Annotated in this window: 11 protein-coding genes; 8 read left to right on the top strand and 3 right to left on the bottom strand. The window is 59.2% G+C overall.

The genetic code is table 11. From position 1 onward, the window contains the following. Positions 1-104: 104 nt before the first annotated feature. Positions 105-452, bottom strand: coding sequence for a hypothetical protein (locus tag QMX86_RS25475; RefSeq protein WP_282386968.1), 348 nt, complete (start codon positions 450-452; stop codon positions 105-107). Positions 453-641: 189 nt separating this feature from the next. Here QMX86_RS25475 and QMX86_RS25480 point away from each other — a divergent pair, with 189 nt between their 5' ends. The 8 genes from QMX86_RS25480 to QMX86_RS25515 all read left to right on the top strand — a co-directional run bounded on the left by QMX86_RS25480 (position 642) and on the right by QMX86_RS25515 (position 7,096). After that, positions 642-1,082, top strand: coding sequence for a carboxymuconolactone decarboxylase family protein (locus QMX86_RS25480; protein ID WP_016775423.1), 441 nt, complete (start codon positions 642-644; stop codon positions 1,080-1,082). Between the two features lie 113 nt (positions 1,083-1,195). Then, entirely contained in the window at positions 1,196-1,381 is a 186-nt protein-coding gene (locus QMX86_RS25485) for a hypothetical protein (protein WP_130930139.1), read from the top strand. A 602-nt stretch (positions 1,382-1,983) separates the two neighbouring features. Then, positions 1,984-2,361, top strand: a complete 378-nt coding sequence (locus QMX86_RS25490; RefSeq protein WP_073471400.1) for a c-type cytochrome — start codon at positions 1,984-1,986, stop codon at positions 2,359-2,361. Between the two features lie 82 nt (positions 2,362-2,443). Beyond that, positions 2,444-2,896, top strand: a complete 453-nt coding sequence (locus QMX86_RS25495) for an FAD-dependent monooxygenase (RefSeq protein WP_282386964.1) — start codon at positions 2,444-2,446, stop codon at positions 2,894-2,896. Further along, entirely contained in the window at positions 2,836-2,976 is a 141-nt protein-coding gene (locus tag QMX86_RS25500; protein WP_282386963.1) for a hypothetical protein, read from the top strand. The genes QMX86_RS25495 and QMX86_RS25500 overlap by 61 nt, the downstream gene beginning before the upstream one ends. A gap of 85 nt (positions 2,977-3,061) precedes the next feature. Continuing rightward, a complete protein-coding gene (locus tag QMX86_RS25505; protein ID WP_073471396.1) occupies positions 3,062-3,553 on the top strand; it encodes a sigma-70 family RNA polymerase sigma factor in 492 nt (163 codons plus the stop codon). Positions 3,554-3,593: 40 nt separating this feature from the next. Next, positions 3,594-4,571, top strand: a complete 978-nt coding sequence (locus tag QMX86_RS25510; RefSeq protein ID WP_282386956.1) for a FecR family protein — start codon at positions 3,594-3,596, stop codon at positions 4,569-4,571. Positions 4,572-4,669: 98 nt separating this feature from the next. Then, positions 4,670-7,096 (top strand): TonB-dependent receptor, encoded by a 2,427-nt coding sequence (locus QMX86_RS25515; protein WP_282386953.1) that lies wholly within the window; start codon positions 4,670-4,672, stop codon positions 7,094-7,096. Positions 7,097-7,150: 54 nt separating this feature from the next. Here QMX86_RS25515 and QMX86_RS25520 read toward each other — a convergent pair whose 3' ends face one another. After that, positions 7,151-8,659 carry a trypsin-like peptidase domain-containing protein gene (locus QMX86_RS25520; RefSeq protein WP_282386951.1) on the bottom strand — a complete coding sequence of 503 codons (1,509 nt, stop codon included), beginning with the start codon at positions 8,657-8,659 and terminating at the stop codon, positions 7,151-7,153. 93 nt (positions 8,660-8,752) lie between these two features. Then, positions 8,753-9,904, bottom strand: coding sequence for an MFS transporter (locus QMX86_RS25525; RefSeq protein ID WP_282386950.1), 1,152 nt, complete (start codon positions 9,902-9,904; stop codon positions 8,753-8,755). Between the last annotated feature and the right edge of the window lie 166 nt (positions 9,905-10,070).

A 10,070-nucleotide genomic window follows, 5' to 3' on the forward strand; every position in this document is an offset into this window, starting at 1 on the left:
CGGCGCACCGGTGACCAAATCAGTCGACTGACACAACGCCTTCGCGAGCAAGCTCGCTCCCACAGTTACTCAGTGTTGTTTTATCTGGGATGGCTCTTGTTCGTTCAGCTGCCCGTGCCACCGCCCGCACCACCCGTGCCGCCGCCGGCCGAGCCGGTGCCACCGCCCGCGCCGGAACCCGAACCACTGGCGCCGCCATTGGTGCCCGTGCCAGTGCCCATGCCCGAACCAGTTCCTGTCCCGGTTCCTGTGCCAGTTCCGTTATTGGTTCCACCAGAATTGCTGTCAACGGAAGGCGAGCCCGGCGTGCTGTCTGGCGGCATGGTCGAGCTGCTGGCGCCGCCGGACTTGGTGCCCGTCGCATCGGTGCTGTCATTGGCAGCGAAGCTGGCGGCGGATGCCGTGGCGAGCAGGCCGGCCAACAATAACGAAGTGAATTTGCGCGTCATCATGGTACGTCTCCTGATAAAGGGGATTACCTGATATTGGTCAGGCGCACTGAAACCTTGGTGCCCGTCGAGTGACGAGCGGTCAGTCGCCGCGCCAAGTGGCCTACCGTTCTTCTGCAATATTGGCTATTTGCCGAACCACCCCCGGGGACTAACGTAGCCACACATTCAATCGCTACCCCGGAGCCCACCATGCAACCTCGTGCCGATTTCTACACCGCTTCCCCTGATGCCATGAAAGCGATGATGGCGCTGGAAAATGCCGTCTCGAAACTGTCGCTGGAAAAGAGCCTGCTCGAACTGGTCAAGCTGCGCTCTTCACAGATCAACGGCTGCGCATTCTGCATCGACATGCACACCGCCGACGCGATCAAGGACGGCGAAACCCCACGCCGCCTGTTCGCCGTGACGGCATGGCGGGAAGCGCCATTCTTCAGCGAGCGTGAACGCGCCGCGCTGCTGTGGACCGAGTCGCTGACACAACTGAGCCTGACCCACGCGCCGGACGAAGACTATGAAGTCGTCGCTGCACAGTTTTCGCCGAAGGAACTGGTTGACCTGACGGTGGCGATCAACACCATCAACGGCTGGAATCGCTTGGCTGTGGGCTTCCGCAAACTGCCGCAGGCCTAAGCTGCCCACAATCCCCTGAAGGAGCTGCGGAAGGCTGCGATAATTTGATCTTGTCTTTTAAAGGCAAAGTCAAAAGCTCGCAGCCTGCGGCAGCTCCCGCAGGCGGGGCATCAATGCCCGTGCGCTCGGCGCTCTTGCGCATCAAGGGCGCCATTGCTGTGGCGATGATGAAGCAGACCGTGATCATCACCGGCCAGCATGGCGCCGGTGCCCTGGAACCGGTCAGTCATCACGGCTGCGCTTTGGCGATCGCTTGGGTACGGCAGGCGCGTTGCTGGGCTCGATGTATGCCTGGTTGATAGGCACGGGTCTGATGCACGCCGGCCGGTTTCAGGGTTTGGGAGAAACACTGATGGTCTGTAGCGCTTGGGCGTTGGCGCTGACCATTCAGACCACGGAACTCTGATTGCTTCAGGATATTTTCAGTGTTGTCAATTTGATTATCAGGTGTTGACATATTCTGAAACAAGTGTGAGATTAGTCGCCGTGAGTAAGGATGTACTCATCGCTATAGATCAGACTATGAACGGCTCAAGGGATTGGCATGTTTCATCTCATCGCATTACTTATCTGTTCGCCTCCGCATGCCTTTACCGTCAAGGCAGTCAATCGTTGCTCTGTTTTTCTTCTGCGCTGTAGCAATAGTTATTCTTCAACCCTCGGCGCGGGAAAATTTCTTACCGACCGGTAATTCCGGAAAATAACCAGATCCTGGAACTCGTTCGTTTCTTTTTAGAAGCGCGCGATACGTTTTGGTAACCGGAATAAAAGAAGCGACCAACAAGTTATCGTGGGCCGCCTGCATGTCGGATGAAGTCTTTCGTCTGGTTTTTGACAAGCCTTGATTACGCTGGAACAAGGTCGTTCATATCCACCGGTACAAATAGGCAGCATCAAAAATATGAGTAAGAAAATCACTGTGTTGCTGAGTTTGGTATTGGCTGCGCAAACATCCGTGTCAGTCGCGGATAACGCTAACGGGAAAAAACTGTATCTGCAGCGATGCGCAGTTTGCCACGGAGCAGACATCAGAGGGACAGGTCCCTTGGCGAACAAAAGCAATCCGGCAACTCCTGATCTTACTCTGCCAGGTTTCAGAAAAAGACTTGATGAATATCCGGGGGTTATCGTTTCGTCGGTGATACTTCGGCCCAGCGGGAATTTGATCCCGAAAACATTGCGAGAAAACGGCGTAAAGATACCGCCACATGCGTGGAGTATTAACGACCTTCGTGATTTGCATCAGTACATGAGCAGTGTGATTTTCAGGAAGAACTGATTTCGACATGGATGGCGAAGGCAGCGTCCCGGCCATTTGAATTGTGTTTGCTTTAAGCCTTATTACTCAGAGGGACAACCCCATGCGGACAAAGGTTGCAATCGTTGGAGCAGGGCCGGCTGGATTAATGTTGGGGCAACTGCTTTCGCAGATGAATATCAGCAATATCATTGTTGAAAGCCGATCCAGGGAATACGTCGAGGGACGCAGTCGTGCGGGCCAGATTACACCCGCGACTGTCCGCATCCTGACACAAAGTGGTCTGGGTGAAAGAGTTCATGCTGAAGGGATGAAACATTCCACCCTGCAGTTCCATTACGACGGATCTACCCGTGAACTGGATTTCGAGGCACTCACCGGGCAAACCGTAATGATTTACGGGCAACAGGAAATCATCAAGGATCTCGTCGCAGCGCGGTCGAATTGGTGGCTACTGCGCAAGTGCTGGATGACGACGGCATGCCGGGTGAGATCATGGCGCTTCGGCACCGAAACCTGCCGATCTATGGCGTGCAGTTTCACCCGGAGTCATTGATGACGCCGCAAGGTCTGGCGATGTTGGCAAACTACCTGCAGCTGGTTGAGCGAACCCGGCTGACCAGGAACGCGCCCTGAGCGCTCTGTTCGAGGAATCGATTGCCTCGCCTTAATAGGAAGCATTACTATTCGCGCCTCTTTCCTCAGCGCGTCGCCAACCCTCATGCGTCCCCGCAGACCCGGCTTTTTCGAGCATTACGAAGAGTTGATCGGCACCTGGACTCGGCGCCTGCGCAATCGCGCGCAGGCCGAGGATCTGGCGCACGACACCTTTGTGCGGGTGCTCGAGGCAGATTCGGCGGCGGTGCAGCAGCCGCGTGCGTATTTGCATCAGACCGCACGCAATATCGCCGTTGACGGTTATCGGCGGGAGGACCGGCGGGGCGCCCTGAAGTCGGAGGCGGTCGAGGACACTGCGTCGTCGGCGGGCGATCCGGAGCATTACATGCACGCGATCCAGTTGGCCGATTCCATCGAACGCGCGCTCACCGAGCTGCCGCTCAACTGCCGCAAGATCTTTGTCTGGCAGAAGATCGAAGGCCTGACGCAGGCAGAAATCGCCGAACGCCTGGGGCTGTCCAAGAACATGGTCGAAAAGTATATGATCCGCACCCTGCGGCATCTGCGTGAGCGGCTGGATGGCTTGCAATCATGAGCGTTCGCACCTTTTCATTCTCAGCCGGACAGGACATTCCATGATGGAAACGGGTGATTGCGCCTGTGGGCAAACGGCGGTGCGGGAAGAGGCGGCGGCCTGGTTCGTGCGTCTGCAGGAGCCGAATGTCAGCGTCGAGCAACAGCAGCGCTTCGAGGCCTGGCTGAACGAGCATCCGCAACACCGCGAAGAATTCCAGTTGCTGCAGGGTTTGTGGACGGCGGCTGATCTGCTGCCGACGTCGCGTCTTCAGGCGCTTGCGCAAACTCCCCGCCGCGAACGCCGGCCGTTGCTGCGTTATGCCGTGGCCGCGAGCGTTCTGGCCGTGGCGCTGGGGCTTGGCCTGTTCAGTGGTTTGAATCATCCGGGCGCTTACCGCGCTGAATTCGCCACGGCGCCGGGCGAGCGCAAGCATGTGGCGTTGCCGGACGGTTCTGTAATCGATCTGAACAGTCGCAGCCGCTTGCAGGTGCGTTATGAGAAGGATCGACGGCTGATCGAATTGAGCGCGGGCGAGGCGATGTTCAGTGTTGAACACGACGCCTCGCGTCCGTTTATTGTCGAAGCCGGCAGCGGCAGGGTCACGGTCACCGGTACGCGTTTCGATGTGCGCCGCGATGCCACGCAGACCCGCGTGGCGGTGGAGCAGGGCACGGTGAAGGTGCAGGGAAGTGCTGCCCCGGACAACCAATTCATCAACCTCACCGCAGGCCTCGGCACGGCGGTCGATGCCCAGGGCAAGGTCCTGCCGGCCTACGCGGTCAACCCGGCGGAACTGACCGCATGGCGCAACGGCAAACTGGTGTTCAACAACGCCAGCCTCGGCGAAGTAGCGGCGGAAGTATCGCGCTATCGCGACAAACCGCTGACCGTATCCCAGCCGAACGTGGCCAGCCTGCGCCTGACCAGCGTGTTCAAATCCGATGACACCGACGCCTTGCTCAAAGCCTTGCCGAGCATCCTGCCGGTGACGGTGCGCACCCTTGCCGATGGCAGTCAGGAAATAATTTCCAGATAGCATTCAGGTTTTTTTTCAGTTCATCGTCTTCCTGTTCAACTGCAACTGGTTTGCATTAACAGCCGCACACTCTTGCGATCCACAGGACTGCGTACGACGTGAACATCACCACAACCCACAATAAAAAATCCCCTTGGTTGCCATTGGCTCTCGCGCTGGCGGTCAGTGCCGCGATGCCATTGGCGTTTGCCGATGAAGCCATTCATATTCGCGCGCAACCGCTGGGCCAGGCATTGAGCGAGCTGGGCCAGCAAACCTCGCTGCAGGTGTTTTTCAGCCCCGAACTGGTGGCCGGCAAACAGGCGCCAGCGGTCGACGGCGACCTTTCGCCAGAGCAGGCTTTGCGGCAGCTGTTGCAGGGCAGCGGTCTCGATTATCAGATCAATGAAGGCTCGGTCACGCTCGCCCCAACAGCCACCTCCGCAGCCAGCAACGGCCCGCTGGAGCTCGGCGTGACCGACATCAAAGTGGTCGGCGACTGGCTCGGTGACGCGGACGCTGCGGTGGTGCAAAACCACCCCGGCGCACGCACGGTGATTCGCCGCGAAGCGATGGTCGAGCAGGGCGCGATGAACGTCAGCGACGTGCTCAAACGCGTGCCCGGCGTGCAGGTGCAGGACTCCAACGGCACCGGCGGCAGTGATATTTCCCTCAACGTCGGTGTACGCGGTCTGACTTCGCGCCTGTCGCCACGCTCGACCGTGCTGATCGACGGCGTACCTGCCGCGTTTGCTCCGTACGGCCAGCCGCAACTGTCGATGGCGCCGATTTCCTCGGGCAACCTCGACAGCATCGACGTCGTGCGTGGCGCCGGTTCAGTACGTTACGGACCACAGAACGTCGGCGGCGTGATCAACTTCGTGACCCGCGCGATCCCGGAGAAAACCACCGGCGAAATCGGCACAACGCTGGAGACCACTCAGTACGGCGGCTGGAAACACATCGACACCGCATTTCTTGGCGGCACCGCCGACAACGGCATGGGCGTCGCGCTGCTGTATTCCGGCGTCAACGGTCACGGCTATCGCGAGCGCAACAACGGCAACGACATCGACGACGTGCTGCTCAAGACGCACTGGGCGCCGACCGATCAGGACGATTTCAGTCTCAATTTCCACTATTACGACGCCAGCGCCGACATGCCCGGCGGTCTGACCCAGCGTCAGTACGACGACAAACCGTACGAATCGGTGCGTGACTACGACCAGTTCACAGGCCGGCGCAAGGACGTGTCGTTCAAGTGGATCCGCCAGATCGACGAGCGCACTCAGGCGGAAATCCTCACCTACTACACCGACAGCTTTCGCGGCAGTACCATCGCTGCGCGCGATCAGCGCACCCTCAGCTCTTACCCGCGTTCCTACTACACCCTCGGCATCGAGCCGCGCGTGTCGCGGGTGTTCGATGTCGGCCCGACCACCCAGGAAGTCAGCGTCGGTTATCGCTATCTGAAAGAGGCCATGCACGAAGTGTCGAGTCGTCTGGCGCTGGTCAACAACCAGCCAGTAGTCACGCCGACCTCCGACGGCCATGTATTCCAGGATCGCACCGGTGGCACCGAGGCCAATTCGGTGTATGTCGACAACAAGATCGACGTTGGTAACTGGACCATCACCCCGGGCATTCGCTTCGAACACATCAGCACCGATTGGCATGATCGCGCTGTCCTCGACACCGCTGGCCGGCCGGTCCCGGAAAAAAACCGCAGCATCGAAAGCAATGAGCCGCTGCCGGCGCTGAGCGTGATGTATCACCTGTCCGATGCCTGGAAGCTGTTCGCCAATTACGAAACCTCGTTCGGCAGCCTGCAATATTTCCAGCTCGGCCAGGGCGGTTCGGGTGACAGCACCGCCAACGGTCTGGAGCCGGAAAAGGCCAAGACCTACGAGATCGGCACGCGCTACAACGATGATGTGTGGGGCGGCGAGGTGACGCTGTTCTACATCGATTTCGATGACGAACTGCAATACATCAGCAACGACGTCGGATGGACCAACCTCGGTGCGACCAAGCACCAGGGCATCGAAGCCTCGGCGCACTACGACATGGCCGCCCTCGATCCGCGCCTCGATGGTTTGACCGCCAACGCCGGTTTCACCTACACCCGCGCCACCTATGAAGGCGAGATCCCCGGCTTCAAGGGCCGCGATCTGCCGTTCTATTCGCGGCAGGTGGCCACGGTCGGATTGCGTTACGAGATCAACCGCTGGACGTACAACATCGATGGCTTCGCCAAATCGAAACAGCGTTCGCCGGGCACCGGTGTGAATGCGGATGGCAGCTTCAACGGCAACTACATCACCGAAGGCACAGCGGATGGGCAGTACGGCGACATCCCGGGTTACGTGACCTGGAACGTGCGCGGCGGCTACGACTTTGGTCCGCAGGTGTCGAACCTCAAGCTCGGTGCCGGGGTAAAGAACGTCTTCGACAAGCAGTACTTCACCCGCTCCAGCGACAACAACTCGGGGATGTATGTCGGCGCACCGCGCACGTTCTTCGTGCAGGCCAGCGTCGGTTTCTAAGGCGCTGTTGTGGCTGAACCGGTTTCACACGGCTCAGCCACAACAGGCCTGAAGCTATTGAGGAATCAGAAAGTCGATGGTCGGTCCGGGATTCCCAGCCAGGTCTGCGCCTTTGAGGCAGACGTTCTGCCGGCCATTGGCAACGGAAACATGGAACACGCCCGTGGAGGGCGATACGCGCTGGAATCCCTGCCCGTCATTGCAGTTGACGCTCCCGGGCTGCCCGGACTTGTATTGAAATTGAAAGGGATCCAGATCCGGTGAGACCGGAAAAACCCTGACATCGTAGTCATCGTCACCCCCCCATTCGATTTTATAGGCCGGCGCCAACGGCGCTGGTGCTTCCAGCAACCACCGCCAATAAATGCTGGGGGTTTTTCCATCCGATTGTTTTGGCACGTCCGTAGGCCGCTGTTGGCCGATCAGGCAGAGAAAATATAGCCCCGCACCTTCTTTGAGTTCATGGCTCAACTGATTCTCGGAACCAGGGCGAGCGGTTTGTACCTGGCTATACCCAGCAAGCGACTGGCATTCGTCCAGCGTGCGCGTATAGCGATAGCGGTAGTAGGGAGCGCTCAATGCGAAGGTTTGCAGCCAATGCCATGGCACGACTTGTCCGTGCTCGTCACGCTCGACTCTGATGTAATCGCTGTTTTGCGATGATGTAGGAAAAGACCATGCCGCTCCCAGCGGGCAGTCACCCGGACGCGGGTCGAAACGTCCTTTGGTGAAGCAAGCACCCAGACCTTCGGTTGTGGAGGCGTAGTTGGTGGCAGTTCGCTTGTTGACCTGCCCGGCAATGACTTCGCAGGGGGCGCCCTTGTCACATCGATTACGGTCACTTCCGCGCGTGGTAGTGCCCAACACACCCACGACTTCATTGGTATAGCGCGCAAGCAATGGTGAGCCGGATAATCCACTGACAACATCGAGGCAACGGTTGCTCGATTGTCCTACCCATCGCCAAGGGCCTTCGATGACCGCTGCCGAATGTTCCTGTTTGCATGCCATTCGCTGAATGAAGCCGTTCACGGGCGCGCCGGTGATCAAAATGTTTTCTTCAGCGGGCAAGGGGGCATGCGCCAGTTTCAGAGGCTCGATACCGTCGCTGATCAACTGTTCCAGAGAGGTGGCAAGTTCAACGATAGAGATGTCTTGGCCACGTAGCGTGCTCCAGCCAATCCGGCCTACCGCATATGAGCGACTGTGCGGTTGCGTGTCGAAAAAATAATTGAACGTCACCCGACCCTTTGCAGGCTGATTGACGATGACCTCGTTATTGCCTATCTCCGGATGTGTGCAGTGTCCGGAGGTCAGTACATAAGCCGGATTCGATACAGTACCGGGTTCTCGTGTGTCAATGAGTGTACCGGAGCAGGTCATGCCGCCTTCAACTTCGACACGGCCAATGGCTTGCCAATGCGCATAACGTCCGTTGGCATTGGCCAGCCACTCAGCGGGAGCAAAGTTGGCTGCGCCTTCGCCCCAGTCGTATCGATTGACGGAGGCGCATCCCTGGAGAAGAGCGATAAGTGCAACAGCCGATCCAATTCGAATGTTCATGACAGATTTCCATTTCCGCGGGGCTGGAAATCACCATGATTCAAAGGGTCGAAGCCTGTCTAGTGTCAAACCTGACAGGTGTCGCGCTAATCTTCATACTTTCAATGTCTTACCGCCGATGGCCACCGCGACCAACAGCACCGCCATCAGGCCAAAGGCAAAACTCAAGCTGCTGGCATGGGCGACAAAACCGATCACCGCCGGCCCGGCGAGAATCCCGGCATAACCGAGGGTGGTAATCGCCGGCACCGCGATGCTTTCCGGCATCACCGTCTGCTTGCCCACCGCCGTGTACAGCACCGGCACGATGTTGGAACAGCCGGCGCCGACCAGCGCATAACCGAGCAGCGCCGCTTGCCAGCTCGGCGCGAAGGTGGCGAGAAACAATCCCGCCGCTGCCAACAGCCCGCCGAACAGAATGATCCGCGTCGCACCGAGCTTGCGCACGATGCGATCACCGAGCAGACGGCCGACGGTCATGGTCAGGGCAAACGCTGCGTAACCCATTCCCGCGTAAGCCGTGTCGATCCCGCGTTCCTGAGCGAGGAACACTGCGCTCCAGTCCAGCGCCGCGCCTTCGGTGAGGAACACGATGAAGCACATGCCGCCGATAAACAGCACGATGCCATGGGGAATGGCGAACGCCGGGCCGGAGCTTTCGCTGCCGTAGGGCAACATGTGCGGCACGCACTTGAGCAAGGCGCCGATCAGCAAAACCACTACCACCAGCATCGCCGCCAGCGGTGTCAGGCCGAGGCCGAGCAGGGCGCTGACGCCCGCCGCACCGACAATGCCGCCGAGGCTGAACAAACCGTGGAAACCCGACATCATGTGCTTGCCGCTGGCGCGCTCGACGATCACTGCTTGCAGGTTCACCGTCGAATCCACCGTGCCGAGGCCGGCGCCGAACATGAACAACGTGGCGATCAGCGCCGGGATCGACGACACCGTCGCCAGCAACGGCAGCGCCGCGCAGATCAGCAAGGTGCCGCCGGTGGCTACGCGTCGGCAACCAAAACGCGTGGCGAGAATCCCCGCCAGCGGCATCGCCAGAATCGAGCCGACGCCCAGGCACAGCAGCAATGACCCCAGCGTGCCCTCATCCAGCCCGGCCCGCGCCTTGGCGTACGGCACCAGCGGCGCCCACGCGGCGATGCCGAGGCCGGCAATGAAAAAGGCAACGCGCGTGGACATCTGTTGCAGACGTCCGGGGACGAAGGTGTCTTGGGGGTTGAGGCTGGTCATATCGATCCTTGGCAAAAAAACAACTGCATCCCGAGTGACATTCTGACGGCGTTGAGGTTCGATCACGAGAGTCGGGTTGGTGCGGTGTACATCGTTACACAGCACAACCTGTGGGAGCGAGCTTGCTCGCGAATGCGATAGGTCAGATATCGACCTGTCTGCTGAC

It is taken from the genome of Pseudomonas sp. PS01270, assembly GCF_029959775.1.
GTDB classification, from domain to species: Bacteria; Pseudomonadota; Gammaproteobacteria; order Pseudomonadales; family Pseudomonadaceae; genus Aquipseudomonas; species Aquipseudomonas atacamensis.